The sequence below is a fragment of the Clostridium sp. CTA-17 genome, assembly GCF_054767895.1.
This window is the reverse complement of sequence record NZ_BAAABF010000003.1, coordinates 142,344-157,896: the sequence shown is the minus strand read 5'-3', so window position 1 is coordinate 157,896 and position 15,553 is coordinate 142,344. Positions and strand designations below refer to the sequence as shown.

Sequence of the window (15,553 nt, the reverse complement as noted above, 5' to 3'; positions counted from 1 at the left end):
ATATAAATTAAAATATATTTACTGTAAGGGGGTGAGCTGCTAGTAAGCAGCATGTTATGAGTAACAATTTTGACCACACAATGCAGTTTGATTTTAGTAAAAATAAGGAAGATTTAACTAAATCAATATTAACTGATGTATACAACTCACTAAAGGAAAAAGGCTATAACCCGGTTAATCAGCTAGTTGGATACTTAATTTCAGGTGACCCTACTTACATCACTAATTACAACGGGGCAAGAGCTTTAGTAAGGAAACTGGAAAGAGATGAAATACTTGAAGAAGTTATAAAATCTTATCTAGAGATAAAATAACAAAGAGTGCCCGAAAGGGTACTCTTTCGTTTATGTAAGGAGATTCAATGAGAATTTTAGGTTTAGATATCGGAAGTAAAACTATAGGAGTTGCAGTAAGTGATCCACTTGGATGGACAGCTCAAGGTGTAACAACTATAAAAAGAGATTGCTACACTAAAGACGTAGAGGCAGTCATGAAAATATGCAAAGAGTATGGAGTAGAAACTATAGTTGCAGGTATGCCAAAAAATATGAATGGAACAATAGGACCATCTGGAGAAATGGTTAAAAATTTATGTGAACAAATTGAAAAATCATTTGATGGTAAAATAGAGTTTTGGGATGAAAGACTTACAACAGTTGCTGCTCATAGAGCAATGCTAGAAGCGGATTTATCAAGAGCGAAAAGAAAAAAAATAGTCGATAAAATAGCGGCTACTTATATATTACAAGGATACTTAGACAGAATATCAAAATAAAAAGGAGAAGTTAAAATGAATAACGATTTACAACCAATAGTTTTAGTTGATGAAGAAGGAATAGAAACAACATTCAACGTAGTAACTAAATTAGATATAGAAGAAAAAGAATATTTCTTATTATCACCAGAAGGTGAAGAAGACGTAGTTATAGCTATGCAAGTTGTTCAAGACGAAGAGGGAGAAGAGACTTTAGCTCCAGTTGAGAATGATTTTGAAATTGAAATGATAGAAGAAGCTTATGCAACTTTATTCGCAGAAGAAGAATAACGGTAAAGTGAGGTTTTAATATGGCAAATACAGCTTCAGTAGATTTTGATGCTTTAAAAGAAGAATTAAAGAAGAAGGGTTATAAGTTAACTCCTCAGAGAAGAGCTATAGTTGATACTATAATACAAAATGAGGGTAAACACTTAACTGCTGAGGAAATTTATGACGAGGTTAAGAAAAGCTGTCCAGAGATTGGATTAGCTACCGTATATAGAACAATAATTCTTCTAGAAGAGATGGGTGTAATCTATAAGTTAGATTTAGAAGATGGATGCAGTAGATATGAACTTGCTCATGATGATGAAGAGCATAGACACCATCATCTAGTTTGTAATAAATGTGGAAAAGTTTTTGAGGTTGAAGCGGATTTATTAGACGAACTAGAAGAAGAGATTGAAACTAAATATGGCTTTGAAATATTAGATCATACAGTAAAGTTTTTCGGAATATGCAAGGATTGTAAAAATGAATAGAGAAATTTTCTCAAATGAGGAAACCTCTTTTATACATAAGCGTACTACTACAAAAAAGAGGAGGGAAAATATGAAACGTGAAAAGCTAAAGGTTAAAATTATACCTTTAGGTGGTTTGAACGAGATAGGTAAGAATCTAACTGTTATCGAATTTAAAGATGATATAATTGTAGTCGACTGTGGACTAAAGTTCCCAGACGAAGATATGTTTGGTATTGATATAGTTATTCCAGATGTATCATATCTTGTTAAAAATGCAGAAAAAGTTAGAGGAATATTTTTAACTCATGGTCATGAAGATCATATTGGTGCTTTACCATATGTGTTAAAAAATTTAAATGTACCTGTTTATGGAACAAAACTTACTTTAGGAATAGTTGAAACTAAACTAAAAGAACATGGTTTATTAAGCACCACAGAGCTTATAAGAGTTAAACCAAGAGATATTATAAAATTAAAATCATCATCTGTTGAATTTGTAAAAACTAATCATAGTATAGCAGATTCAGTTGCTATAGCAGTGCATACACCACTAGGAGTTGTACTTCATACTGGTGATTTTAAAGTAGATTATACTCCAACTGACGGAGAGGTAATGGATTTTGCTAGATTTGCAGAATTAGGAAGAAAAGGAGTTCTTGCAATGATGGCTGACTCTACTAATGTAGAGAGACCAGGATATACAATGTCAGAAAGAGCTGTAGGAGAAAATCTTAAAAAAATATTTGTTGGAGCAAAGGGAAGAATAATAATAGCTACATTTGCTTCAAATATTCATAGAATACAGCAAATTGTTGAAGCTGCAGAAATGACAGGAAGAAAGATTGCTGTTTCTGGAAGAAGTATGGAAAATATAGTTCAGGTTGCAATAGAGTTAGGATATTTAACAATAGATAAAGATTCTTTTGTTAGCATAGATGCCATAAATAAATATCCAAATGAGCAAGTGACTATAATAACTACAGGAAGTCAAGGAGAGCCAATGTCAGCATTAGCTAGAATGGCATCTTCAGAGCATAAAAAAGTTAATATCATTGAGGGAGATACAGTAATACTATCTGCAACACCTATACCAGGAAATGAAAAGTTAGTTTCTAAAGTTATTAATCAACTTTTCAAAAAAGGTGCAGAAGTAGTATATGGAAAATTAGCAGATGTCCATGTTTCAGGTCATGCTTGTCAAGAGGAATTAAAACTTATGCAAGCTCTTGTTAAGCCTAAATTCTTTATACCAGTTCATGGTGAGTATAGACACCTTAAACAGCATGCAGAGTTAGCTGTTGATGTTGGACTATCAGAAAAGAATTTTATGATAGCTGAAAATGGAGATGTTATAGAAATCACTAGAGATTCAATCAAAAAGAATGGATCTGTTACTTCAGGACAAATTTTTGTTGATGGACTTGGAGTTGGTGATGTAGGAAACATAGTTTTAAGAGATAGAAAACATCTTTCACAAGACGGAATTCTTACAGTAGTGGTTACTATTTCAAAAGAAACTGCTTCAGTGGTAGCAGGACCAGATATTATATCAAGAGGTTTTGTTTACGTAAGAGAATCAGAAGACTTAATGGATGAAGCTAAAGAGATAGTAAAAGACGTTTTAAGAGATTGTGAAAAGAAAGGAATCTGTGACTGGGCTACTATGAAATCTAACATAAGAGATGGCCTTAGAAGTTTCCTTTATGAAAAAACTAAGAGAAAACCAATGATATTACCAATAATAATGGAAATATAGAAAAATTAGATGATAATGTAGAATGTAACTGTTTAAGTAAAAAATGTTGTGTTGACTTTTTTTAAGCTTAACAGTAGAATCTAATAAGGTAAAGAAAATTGGGTACTTAAATAGTATCCAATTTTTTATGCACATAAAATTGGAGGAATAAATATAATGAGTAACGAATTTACAAGAAATGATATTAGAAATATAGCTATAATCGCTCACGTTGACCATGGTAAAACAACTTTAGTGGACGCATTATTAAGACAAAGTAACGTTTTTAGAACAAACGAAAAAGTAGAAGAGAGAGTAATGGACTCAAATGACTTAGAAAAAGAAAGAGGTATTACAATACTTTCAAAAAATACAGCAGTTCATTATAACGGAGTTAAAATAAATATAATAGATACACCAGGACACGCTGACTTCGGAGGAGAGGTTGAACGTGTACTTAAAATGGTAGAAAGTGTTTTACTTGTAGTAGACTCATATGAAGGGGCTATGCCTCAAACAAAATTCGTTTTAAGAAAAGCTCTTGAGTTAGGATTAAAACCAATAGTTGTTATAAACAAAATAGATAAACCAGATGCTAGACCAGAAGAAGTTATTGATGAAATATTTGAATTATTCTTAGAGCTTGGTGCAGATGATGAGCAATTAGATTTCCCAATAGTTTATGCTTCAGCTAGAGATGGAGTAGCTACAATTGATATAGATGAACCAAAAGATAACATGAAGGATTTATTCGATACTATAATCGAAAAAGTTGAATCACCAAAAGGATCTGTAGAAGATAGCTTACAAATGCTAGTTACAACTTTAGATTCAAGTGAATATGTTGGTAAAATAGCTATAGGTAAAATAACTAGAGGAATAGCTAAGAAAAACCAACAAGCTGCTGTTGTAAGACAAGATGGAACAGTAACTAAATTCAAAATATCAAGTCTTTATACTCATGATGGATTAAAGAGAATAGAGGTTGATGAAGCACAATTAGGTGATATAGTTGCAATAAGTGGTATATCTGACGTAAATATTGGAGAAACTATAACAGATGCACAAAATCCAGAAGGATTACCATTTGTTAAAATAGACGAGCCTACATTAAACATGAACTTTATGGTTAATGACTCACCATTTGCTGGTAGAGAAGGTGATTTCGTAACTTCAAGACATTTAAGAGATAGATTATTAAAAGAGTTAGAAACTAACGTAAGTTTAAAAGTTAAAGAAATAACTCCAGATTGTTTCGAAGTAAGTGGTAGAGGGGAATTACATCTTTCAATACTTATAGAAACAATGAGAAGAGAAGGATATGAATTCCAAGTTTCTAAGCCAAACGTTATAACAAAGATAGATGAAAATGGTGTTAAGGTTGAACCAATAGAGCACTTAACTATAGATGTTCCAGAAGAATTCATGGGACCTGTTATGGAAAAATTAGGACCTAGAAAAGCTGAAATGGTAAATATGACTTCAGCTGTTAATGGATATTCAAGATTAGAGTTCAAAATACCTGCAAGAGGACTTATAGGATTCAGAAATGAATTCATGACAGATACAAAGGGTAACGGAATAATGAACCATGTATTTGATGGGTTTGAAAAATACAAAGGAGAAATCCCAGGAAGAAGTAGAGGATCAATCGTAGTATTTGAATCAGGGGAAGCAGTTACATATGGATTATTTAATGCTCAAGAAAGAGGAACTTTATTCATAGAGCCAGGTACAGAAGTTTATGCTGGAATGGTTTGTGGAGAATGTTCAAGAGCAGATGATATAGATGTTAATATTTGTAAGAAAAAACAATTAACTAATACAAGATCATCTGGAGCTGATGATGCTTTAAAATTAACTCCAATTAGACAAATGTCATTAGAGCAATGTCTAGAATTCATAAACAATGATGAGTTAGTTGAAGTTACTCCAGTAAATGTAAGAATGAGAAAGAGAATCTTAGATAGTGCTGAAAGAAAGAGAGCTATAAATAGAAGTAAAAAATAATAAGTTACTTATAACTTTGGTTACATAAACAAAAATTAGTAAAACGAGTTTGTTTTTATGAGAAAAAGATTTATAATTAGATAAATGGCTTTATAGCCATTTATCTAAAAATATAAGGGGGTACTACTGTGAAAAGGCTAAAAAACTCTAAGAGTATGGTTTTAATATCCATATTCATAATTTTACTTGTGATTAACTTAGCTGTATTTGTAGTTAAATATAACTCTATAAAGCAAAGCCCTTTACAATCTAATCAAGCTAATATAACTTTTAAAGTTAAAGATGGAGAATCACTAAATGGACTTTTTGAACGATTAAACAATGAAAATGTACTTAGAAGTTCGTTTTTTTCTAAGATATATATAAAGTTTAATAACGTAGAAGAAAGTATAAAACCAGGTACATATACTGTAAATAGTGACATAAGTTTTCAAGACTTTTTAAGTGTACTAACTGATGGAAAAGTATCAGAAGCTAAGGTAACATTTCCAGAAGGATACACTGTAGAGGATATAGCTAAAAAATTAGAAGAATCTAAGGTATGCACAAAAGATGAGTTTTTAAAAGTAGTAAAAGAGTATCCATTACCATCTTATATAAAACCTAATAATGAAAGAAAATATGAACTAGAAGGATTTTTATTTCCAGACACATATGCTATTCCTAAAGGCACAACACCAAAACAAATAATTGAAATGATGCTTAATAGGTTTGAAGGGGTAATTAATGAGATACAAAGTGAACTAGGTATTACAATTCCAAAGGAAGAGTATGAGAAATATGTAATAGTAGCTTCAATGGTTGAAAAAGAGGCTAGGGATGATAGTGAGCGTGCAGAGATAGCATCTGTTATATATAACAGACTACAAAAAGGCATGCCTTTACAAATCGATGCTACAGTTTTATATGCTTTAGGAGAGCATAAAGATACTGTGCTATATAAAGACTTAAAAGTGGATTCACCATATAATACATATAAGATTAAAGGGCTTCCAGTGGGGCCAATATGTAATCCTGGAAAACCTTCACTTTTGGCTGCCATAAAACCAGCTAAAACAGACTACATATATTATTTATTGAATCCATCAAATAATAAGCACTATTTTACTAATAATTACGAAGATTTCCTAGCTAAGAAGAAAGAATTTGGATACTAAAATTTGGAGGAGCAAATGAGTGGAGTAACCTTTGAATATATGGAAAAGTATCTTAGAGATCTTATTCCAGATAGAAATGACGAATTAAAAGAACTAGAAGATTTTGCAAAAGAAAATAAGGTGCCAATAATACAAAAGGAAGGTGCTAAGTTCCTTGAGTTTATGGTATCTATGAATAAACCAAAGAAAATATTAGAATTAGGCACAGCTATAGGTTATTCTTCAATACTGATGAACAAAGCTTGTGGTGGAGAATGTCATATTACTACAATCGAGAGAGATGATAATATGATAAATTATGCTAAAGAGAATATTAAAAAATTTGGATTAGAGGAAAAAATCAATATTTTACAGGGAGATTGTTTAGAAGTTTTAGAGAGTCTTCATGATGAATTTGATATAATATTCATGGATGCAGGTAAAGGACATTATAATCATTTTTTACCAGAATGTTTAAGACTTTTAAAAAAAGATGGAATTATAATAGCAGATAATGTTTTGTTTAGAGGAATGGTTGCTTCTGATGACTTAGTGAAGAGAAGAAAAATAACTATTGTTAAGAGAATGAGAAAGTATTTGGATATGGTCTCAAAGGATGAAAATTTAATAACAACTGTTATTCCTATGGGAGATGGAATTGCGTTAACTAAGAGGAGGTAGCAAACATGAGAAAACCAGAAATATTAGCACCAGCAGGTAGCTTAGAAAAATTAAAGACAGCAATTGATTTTGGAGCAGATGCAGTTTATATTGGAGGAAGTAAACTTAACCTAAGAGCTTTCGCTGATAACTTTACAAATGAACAGATTGCAGAAGGTGTAAAGTATGCTCATGATAGAGGAAGAAAAGTTTATGTTACTATGAATGTATTTCCTCACAATGCAGATTTAGAAGGATTAGAAGAATACATTGTAGGTCTTAATGATTTAAATGTAGATGCAATAATAGTTTCAGATCCATCAATAATAATGACTGCAAAGGAAGTTGCACCAGATTTAGAAATACACTTAAGTACTCAAGCAAACAATGTAAACTGGAAGTCAGCTAAGTTTTGGCATAGCTTAGGAGTTAAGAGAATTGTTTTAGCTAGAGAGCTTAGTTTTAAAGAAATTGAAAAAATACATGAGAATTTACCAGAAGATTGTGATTTAGAAGCATTTGTTCATGGTTCAATGTGTATGGCATACTCAGGAAGATGTTTAATATCAAACTACATGACAGGAAGAGATTCAAATAGAGGAGCTTGTTCACAAGCATGTAGATACAAGTATTATTTAATGGAAGAAAAGAGACCTGGAGAGTATTTTCAAGTTATAGAAGATGATAAAGGTACATACATAATGAACTCTAAGGATTTATGTATGATAGAATATATACCAGAGCTTGTTAAGAGTGGTATATACTCATTTAAAATAGAAGGAAGAATGAAGAGTCCATACTATGTTGCTGCAATTGTTAAAGCTTACAGAGAAGCTTTAGATAAGTATTGGGATGATCCAGAAGGATATGAATTTGATCAAAAATTAATGGATAATCTTTTAAAGGTTAGTCATAGAAGATATCATACAGGATTTTACTTTGGAAAATCAGGAGAGCAAGTTTATGAATCATCATCTTATATAAGAGATTATGATATTGTAGGAGTTGTTAGAGATTATAACGAAGAAACTCAAGTAGCAACAATAGAACAAAGAAACAGATTATTCGAAGGAGATACAGTAGAGGTATTAACTCCAGTAGGAGATTACTATGAAATCCAAATGAATGATATGAAAGATGAAAAAGACGAAAAAATAGATGTTGCTAACAAAGCTCAAATGATATTTAAGGTTAAAATAGATAAGCCTGTAAAGGTAAATGATATGTTAATTAAGTGCAAGGAGGCAAACAGCTAATGAAGAGACCAATTTTTATAGGAATAACAGGAGGCACTGGCTCAGGTAAAAGTACAATAGCAAAGGAGATATATAGACAATTTGGTGAAGATTGTATAGCAATGATAGAGCAAGATTCATACTACAAGGATCAAAGCCATTTATCAATGGAGGACAGAGTTAAAACTAACTATGACCATCCAAATGCTTTTGATAACAATCTTTTAGTTTCACATTTAGAATCACTTTTAAATGGACATTCTATACAAAAACCTAGTTATGATTTTTCTATACATAATAGAATTGAAGATACAACTAAGGTTGAGCCAAAGGAAATTGTTATTGTAGAAGGAATATTAATTTTAGAAGACCCAAGAATAAGAGAGCTTCTAGATATAAAAATTTATGTTGATACAGATGCTGATGTTAGAATCATAAGAAGAATGGTCAGAGATATAAATGAAAGAGGAAGAACTATAGAGTCTGTTATAAATCAGTACTTAAATGTAGTGAAGCCTATGCATAATCAATTCACAGAACCTACAAAGAAATTTGCTGATTTAATAATACCAGAAGGTGGACATAATAAAGTTGCCATAGATATTATTGTTGCAAAAATAAAAGAGGTTTTAGGACAATACGAATAATATATTGATTGGAATTTTATATTATAATTTTACTTCAATATGAGATAAAACTAATAATGTATTATTGAATAAAACACCCCTAAATTGGCTAGAATTTAGCCAGGAGGGGTGTTTTTATGTTTAATAGAAAAAGAAAAATCGAGATTAAAAATAGATTGATAAGCTTAGTTTCTTTATTGTTATTAGTTCTAATATTACTTGACATGAGGATTTATTATGTACAGAAAAAGTATAGTACAAAAGAAACAGGTAATTTCAAAGGAAATCACAAGCAATATGAAGATATTTCTGATTATAACTATTCTCTTTTAGATAGAAATGGAGAAAGTGTATTTCAATATGAAACTAAATACAAAGTTGTCATAGATTCTATGGCTTTTAGATTAAATAATTTAAATCAAAACTTAGAAAACATAATGGCCTTTAATTATATTATGCAATCTGAAACAAAGGATTTTTCTTTTGATAATGTAGTAAAAAGTGGAGGAAAATTATATTACGATGTTTCACAGGAAAGCTTTGATAAGATAAATAGTTTAAAAAATATAAAAGGAATTTATACTTATAAGTCACAAGAAAAGAAAAAAGATGATAACTGGAAAATAGAGAATATGGTAGCTTCTACTAAGGGGTTTGCTTTAGTAGAGAATAAAGATAGTAAGAGGGAAACAAAAGAGGTTGATAAGTCAGAAAATTCTCTAGAAATGGTAATAAATAAGCAATTAGAAAATAATAAAGATCCTAAAATTATTTTTGAAAGGGATCATGAGGGATTATATGGAGAAGGAAAATATGACATTCCAGAGGAAAATTTAAATGTTAAGTTAACTTTGGACAATAAATTTCAAAAAATAGTTAGAGATGTATTAGCTAAGGATGAGTATAAAACTTTTAAAAATGCAGGAGCAGTACTTATTGATAGTGCTAGTGGTGAAGTTTTAGCTTTAGCTCAAAAGGATGAGTCAGCTCCAAATGTTGTTTTAGGCTCAGGTAGCATTAATGGTTATGAGGCAGGATCAATATTTAAAATATTAACTTTAGAAGCTGCTATGGAAGAAAAGGGAATTAGTCTTTCAGATAAACTAAGATGTGATGGCTTAGTATGTAAAAAGGAAAAAATACATGGAACAATAAGCATTAAAGAAGCTTTTGAGGTTTCATGTAATGATGTTTTTTCTAAATTAGGCGCTCAAATAGGAACAAAGGGATTATTAGACTTTGCAAAGGAACAAGGAGTTTTTTCTTTAGCTTTAGGATTAGATGAAAAAACAGGAATGGAGACTAGGGGGGATGTTCCAGAAAATGTTAGTATAACAAACCTTTCTATAGGTCAATCTATGCAAACTAGTTTAATTCAAATGGCAGGTATAATATCTACTGTTGTTAATGAAGGAGAATACGTAGAGCCTTATATATTAAAAGATTTTGAAAATCAAAAAGGAGAGGTAAAAAAAGAATTTAAGGAGTTAAGAAAAAATGTAATATCTAAAGAAACAGCAGATAACTTGAAAAAGGTAATGAATTCAACGGTTTTAGAAGGAACTGCAAATATAACTAAAATTGAAGGAGTAGAAATAGGAGCTAAGACTGGAACTGCTGAAGCACTAGGTGGAGAATTGCATGGATGGTTTTTAGGGTATTTTAAACATGGAGAAAAATACTATACTTTAGGAGTTATGGTGCCCAATATAAAAAATGTTTATGAAGATAGAAAACCAGGTGGTGGAAATACTGCAGGTCCTATTTTCAGAGATATAGTTTTAGAACTTACAAAAAAATAAATAGATTTAGCAATATTTTAACTATCAACTCATATTATAATAATAAGCATTAATAGGGGGAACAGCATGTTCATGTTACAATACTTATTAGAATTAGTTGGTAGTAAAATATTTTTAACTGGCTATGTAACAGGAAATTCTACTTTTCCAAAGCCTTTAAATGAAAAGGAAGAAAAAATTTATTTAGAAAGATTAAAAGATGGAGATGTTGAGGCCAAAAGGGTACTAGTTGAACGGAATTTAAGACTAGTAGCACATATAGTTAAGAAGTATTCTTCAAATTATCAAAACTCAAAAGAAATGGATGATCTTATATCTATAGGAACAATAGGTTTAATAAAAGCTATAGATTCTTTTGATACTAGCAAGGGAATACGACTTGCAACATATGCGGCTAAGTGTATAGATAATGAAATACTTATGTTCTTTAGGAACAGCAAAAAGACAAAGGGAGAAGTCTTTCTTCAAGATCCTATAGGAGTGGATAAGGAAGGAAATGAAATTTGTCTTATAGATATTTTAAGTAGTGATTCTGATTCGGTTTTAGAGACAGTTGAAAATTCATTACAGGTTAAGGAGCTTTATAAAAAAATTTCAGATGTTTTAAGTACTAGAGAAAAAGAAATAATTCAAATGAGGTATGGCCTTTTGGATGGTGATATAAAAACACAGAGGGAAATAGCAGGAATTCTTGGTATATCAAGATCATATGTATCTAGAATAGAAAAAAAAGCATTGAAAAAATTAAATAAAGAATTCAAATATTAAATGATACTTAATAAATTATATAAAAAAAAATAAGTTTTATAAAATTATGGAATTGATATATCATATGGTTTATAATATTTATTATACGATAAAAAAGGTGAATTATTCTATAAATAATTTGTTCATTTCTTTATGAAGTGAACAAATTATTTATTAAGAATTAAGTTTAGGAGGAGATTTATGCAAAGTTTAGCAGAACTTTTAGAGTTAACAGTTAAAGAAGGAGCATCTGATTTGCATTTAACAGTAGGTATTTCTCCTATAATAAAAGTTAATGGAAAATTAGTAAGGTTAGAACATGAAATATTACGCCCTGAAGATACTGAAGCATATGCTAGAGAGATATTGCAAGATGCATATGAAAAGTATGATGCTATTGGAGAATACGATACATCATATTCAATACATGGTAAAGGTAGATTTAGAGTTAATATATATAAACAAAGAAATAGTACAGCTTTAGCTATAAGAGTTATATCTTTAGATATGCCAACTCTAGATAGCTTAGGATATCCTGATACTTTAAAGGATATATGTAATCTTAAAAGAGGCCTTGTATTAGTTACAGGACCTACTGGAAGTGGTAAAAGTACAACTTTAGCTGCTTTAATAAATGAAATAAATAGTAATAGAGAGTCTCATATAATAACAATAGAAGATCCTATAGAGTTTCTTCATAAACATAATAAATCTATTGTAAACCAGAGAGAAATAGGTAAGGACACTTTAAGTTATGAAAGAGCCTTGAAAGCAGCTCTTAGAGAAGATCCTGATGTTATTTTAATTGGAGAAATGAGAGATTTAGAGACTATTTCAACGGCTATAACGGCAGCGGAGACTGGTCATTTAGTATTTTCAACTCTTCACACTATAGGAGCAGCTAAAACTATAGATAGAATAGTAGATGTTTTTCCACCACATCAACAGGAGCAAATAAAAATACAGTTAGCTTCTGTTTTACAAACAATTATATCACAGCAATTAGTAGAAACAGTTGATGGAGATAGAACTGCTGCATTAGAAATAATGGTTGCTACACCAGCTATAAAAAATTTAATAAGAGAAGGAAAAACTCATCAAATAGAATCATCCATACAAACAGGAAGTAAATATGGAATGAGAACAATGGACATGGAACTTGCTAATCTTTATAGAGAAGGTGTGATAACACAAGAAACTGCAATGAATTCTGCTATAGATAGGGAGATTCTAAGTCGATTATTGATGTATTAAATATAGAGGGAATTTGAATTTTTAAGAGAATATATATATTATCACAATTTTTAGATAGGGAGGTACACATAGAAAAAATGTCTAAAAACATAGTGGGTCTAGATATTGGAAACAGAAATATTTGTGCGGCGATATCAGGTGAAAATGAAAATGGAGAATTCGAAGTATTAGATTTTGTAGTAAAAGATTTGCAAGGTGTATCTAAAGGGAAAATAATAGATGAAGAGTCTGTTGTAAAAACCATTAAAGAATGTCTAAAAGAACTAAAAGAAAAAAGTGGACATAATATTCAAGGTGTTTACTTATCATTGAAAAATAATGATTGTAGAATGGTAGAAAATAAGGGATATTCTTATACAGATAATGATGATTCATTAGTTTTTAAAGAAAATATAGAAGAAGCTTATATAGAAGGAAGAACATTAAAACTTTCAGATGAAGAATGTGTAGCTGATAGTACAATAAATTCATTCTATACTGAGGAATTTGGATTTGTTCAGAATCCTATTGGAATTAAAGCTGAAAGAATAGAAATAGATGAAGATTTAATTGTTGCTCCTAAATCTAAAATTAGTACTTTAAATAAAATTATTTTAGAAGCTGGATATGAGGTTTTAGGAACAGTTTCATTGGGGTTTGGATTTAAAAATATTTTTTTAAGTAAAAAAACAGAAACTTCAAATGTTGTAATTATAGATGTAGGGGCAGAGGAAACACAAATATATAGTTACAAAGGGAATACCCTAAAGGATATAGATTATATACCATTAGGAGGAAGAAATATAAGCAAAGATTTAGCTATATGCTTATCTATATCAGAAGAGGAAGCAGAGAGATTAAAATTGCAATATTCTTCAAAATATTATAGTATTAGAAAGGATTATAATAATATTTCCTTTGAGGAACACATATTAGATACCTATTTAATTCATGATATTATAGATGCAAGATTAAGTGAAATAGTAGAATTAGTTAATAGTAAATTGATGGAAAGGGATATTCTAAATACTACAGATATGATAATATTAACTGGTGATGGTATTAGCTATTATGAACATATTAAGGAAAGAATAGAGTATACAACTGATAAGAATGTAAGAATTTTCACTAAAAAGCAATTTTTATTTGACAATTCTTCAATAATTAATGCAATTAGTATTGTTAAAGAGGTATATGATAGGTTAAAATTAATATGTGATGAAGAGTTACTTTCAGGTAGAAAAGTAACAGTGGATAAAGAAAATAAAAGTGAAAATAAAAGTGTAAAGAAGAGAGGGCTTTCCAAAATAATGGCGTTCTTAGAGGAGCTTTTTTAAAGGAGGAATTAGTTTGTTAGATTTTGATGTAGATATACAATCATTTACTAATATTAAGGTAATTGGATGTGGAGGCGGAGGCGGAAACGCTGTTAATAGAATGATTCAAGAAGGATTAAGAGATGTTGAATTTATTGCTATAAATACAGATAAACAAGCCTTAACATTATCTCATGCCCAAAATAAAATTCAAATAGGTGATAAACTTACAAAAGGACTAGGTGCAGGGGCAAATCCTGAAATAGGAAAAAAAGCTGCTGAGGAAAGTAGAGATGAAATAACAGAGGCTATATCAGGAGCTGATATGGTATTTATAACTGCTGGTATGGGCGGTGGTACTGGTACTGGAGCTGCGCCAGTAGTAGCTGAAATAGCTAAATCAATGGGAATATTAACAGTAGGTATAGTTACTAAGCCATTCCCATTTGAAGGTAGAAGAAGAATGACTCATGCTGAAATGGGTATAGCAAATTTAAAAGAAAAAGTTGATACATTAGTTACAATACCTAATGAAAGACTTTTATCAATGGTAGATAAGAAAACAACTTTATTAGAATCATTTAAGAAAGCTGATGATGTTTTAAGACAAGGTGTACAAGGTATATCAGATCTTATAACTAATCCAGGTTTAATAAACTTAGACTTTGCAGACGTTAGAGCTGTTATGTTAGATAAAGGCTTAGCTCATATGGGTGTTGGATATGGTAAAGGAGAAACAAGAGCACAAGATGCTGCAAGAGAAGCAATATCATCTCCATTATTAGAAACATCAATAGTTGGTGCTACTGGAGTTTTATTAAATGTAACAGGAGATTCTGAGTTAGGATTATTAGAAATAAATGAAGCTGCAGAAATAGTTCAAGAAGCTGCAGATCCAGATGCTAACATAATATTTGGTACTGTTATTGATGAAACATTAAAGGATGAAATAAGAATAACAGTTATAGCTACTGGATTTGAAAAAGAGCGTCAAAGAATGGGAATGGGAGCTCAAGGAGTAACAAGTGGAGCTTCTCAAACTCAAAGAGAAGTTATAGTAGAAAATGTTGAAGAAAAAGTAGCAGAGCAAGAAGTTGCTGCATCTTCACAAACTCAACAAGAAGATAGATATAATGATGATTTAGAAATACCTATGTTTTTAAGAAGAGGTAGAAGATAGTATTTTTAAATACAAAAGCACTTATAGTAATTTATTACTATAAGTGCTTTTATTTTTACTTTAATTAGAAAGATTTTTGTATGTTTATAATAAAATTCATGTAGAAATAAAAAGATTTTCAACTTATTTTCAATATTTTAGCATAGAAGACATAGAATATGAAAAAAAATATTGAATTTTATGATTTGTAGTTTAATAAACTATGAACTTATGTTTAATGAATACATTTTCATTACAAGAATAGACAAATAGAAGATAATTATAATATTAAAAATTTTTTATTTGATAGAAAAATGTAGAAGAATGTAGAAAAAGAAAAATAGAAAATATGCATATGGAATATATAATGACAAAATTTTAGAATAAGAAGTTT

Annotated in this window: 15 protein-coding genes; all 15 read left to right on the top strand. The window is 30.2% G+C overall.

Features of this window, described 5'->3' with window-relative positions; all coding sequences use genetic code 11:
- Positions 1-56 precede the first annotated feature (56 nt).
- Positions 57-314 carry an IreB family regulatory phosphoprotein gene (locus ACYUCG_RS07260; RefSeq protein ID WP_003451703.1) on the top strand — a complete coding sequence of 86 codons (258 nt, stop codon included), beginning with the start codon at positions 57-59 and terminating at the stop codon, positions 312-314.
- 47 nt (positions 315-361) lie between these two features.
- Positions 362-775, top strand: a complete 414-nt coding sequence (gene ruvX, locus ACYUCG_RS07255) for a Holliday junction resolvase RuvX (protein WP_003459573.1) — start codon at positions 362-364, stop codon at positions 773-775.
- Between the two features lie 15 nt (positions 776-790).
- Entirely contained in the window at positions 791-1,045 is a 255-nt protein-coding gene (locus tag ACYUCG_RS07250; protein ID WP_283677880.1) for a DUF1292 domain-containing protein, read from the top strand.
- Between the two features lie 20 nt (positions 1,046-1,065).
- Positions 1,066-1,518, top strand: a complete 453-nt coding sequence (locus tag ACYUCG_RS07245) for a Fur family transcriptional regulator (RefSeq protein ID WP_003451087.1) — start codon at positions 1,066-1,068, stop codon at positions 1,516-1,518.
- Positions 1,519-1,588: 70 nt separating this feature from the next.
- Positions 1,589-3,256: a ribonuclease J gene (locus tag ACYUCG_RS07240; protein ID WP_060794474.1), complete on the top strand. Its 1,668-nt coding sequence runs from the start codon at positions 1,589-1,591 to the stop codon at positions 3,254-3,256.
- A 156-nt stretch (positions 3,257-3,412) separates the two neighbouring features.
- Positions 3,413-5,245, top strand: a complete 1,833-nt coding sequence (typA, locus tag ACYUCG_RS07235; protein ID WP_139933724.1) for a translational GTPase TypA — start codon at positions 3,413-3,415, stop codon at positions 5,243-5,245.
- A gap of 128 nt (positions 5,246-5,373) precedes the next feature.
- Complete coding sequence (gene mltG / locus ACYUCG_RS07230) at positions 5,374-6,402, top strand: endolytic transglycosylase MltG (RefSeq protein ID WP_139933723.1); 1,029 nt, start codon at positions 5,374-5,376, stop codon at positions 6,400-6,402.
- A 15-nt stretch (positions 6,403-6,417) separates the two neighbouring features.
- Complete coding sequence (locus tag ACYUCG_RS07225; protein ID WP_283699774.1) at positions 6,418-7,062, top strand: O-methyltransferase; 645 nt, start codon at positions 6,418-6,420, stop codon at positions 7,060-7,062.
- A gap of 5 nt (positions 7,063-7,067) precedes the next feature.
- Entirely contained in the window at positions 7,068-8,297 is a 1,230-nt protein-coding gene (locus ACYUCG_RS07220; RefSeq protein ID WP_110020182.1) for a peptidase U32 family protein, read from the top strand.
- Positions 8,297-8,923: a uridine kinase gene (udk, locus tag ACYUCG_RS07215; RefSeq protein WP_060794470.1), complete on the top strand. Its 627-nt coding sequence runs from the start codon at positions 8,297-8,299 to the stop codon at positions 8,921-8,923. Before ACYUCG_RS07220 ends, udk begins: the two co-directional genes overlap by 1 nt.
- 116 nt (positions 8,924-9,039) lie before the next feature.
- A complete protein-coding gene (locus ACYUCG_RS07210) occupies positions 9,040-10,704 on the top strand; it encodes a penicillin-binding transpeptidase domain-containing protein (RefSeq protein WP_460268363.1) in 1,665 nt (554 codons plus the stop codon).
- A gap of 66 nt (positions 10,705-10,770) precedes the next feature.
- A complete protein-coding gene (gene sigK, locus ACYUCG_RS07205; protein ID WP_060794468.1) occupies positions 10,771-11,472 on the top strand; it encodes an RNA polymerase sporulation sigma factor SigK in 702 nt (233 codons plus the stop codon).
- A gap of 180 nt (positions 11,473-11,652) precedes the next feature.
- Positions 11,653-12,705, top strand: coding sequence for a type IV pilus twitching motility protein PilT (locus tag ACYUCG_RS07200; protein ID WP_060794467.1), 1,053 nt, complete (start codon positions 11,653-11,655; stop codon positions 12,703-12,705).
- Positions 12,706-12,782: 77 nt separating this feature from the next.
- Positions 12,783-14,021: a cell division FtsA domain-containing protein gene (locus ACYUCG_RS07195; protein WP_060794466.1), complete on the top strand. Its 1,239-nt coding sequence runs from the start codon at positions 12,783-12,785 to the stop codon at positions 14,019-14,021.
- A 13-nt stretch (positions 14,022-14,034) separates the two neighbouring features.
- Positions 14,035-15,180, top strand: coding sequence for a cell division protein FtsZ (gene ftsZ, locus ACYUCG_RS07190; RefSeq protein WP_460268362.1), 1,146 nt, complete (start codon positions 14,035-14,037; stop codon positions 15,178-15,180).
- The last annotated feature ends 373 nt before the right edge of the window (positions 15,181-15,553 follow it).